Annotated in this window: 1 protein-coding gene; it reads left to right on the top strand. The window is 64.2% G+C overall.

Annotation, left to right across the window (positions count from 1 at the left end; translation table 11 throughout):
• Nucleotides 1-260 (top strand): DUF2493 domain-containing protein (locus AC1RPJ_RS08245; RefSeq protein ID WP_481762923.1); only part of this gene is annotated, 260 nt, incomplete at both ends.

Here is a 260-nt window from a genome sequence, read left to right as displayed (position 1 = left end):
CAACCTGACCTCGGCGATGATCGATAGCCGCGATTTCCTGGCGGCGAAGAGGCGCGCCGAGAATCAGGTGCTCTTCCCAGCGGGGCCGAAGGTGGCATTGACTGGCGGGCTCGACTTCAACGATCACCGGCTGGTCTGGGCCAAGCTCGATCAAGTTCACACCAAGCACCCGGACATGGTGCTGCTGCACGGCGGATCGCCGAGGGGTGCGGAGCTAATCGCCGCCAAATGGGCCGACAACCGCAAGGTGCCGCAGATCG

Source organism: Dellaglioa sp. CoH-57-MRSF-17 (assembly GCF_056782015.1).
This window is presented reverse-complemented; position numbering and strand designations above follow the sequence as displayed.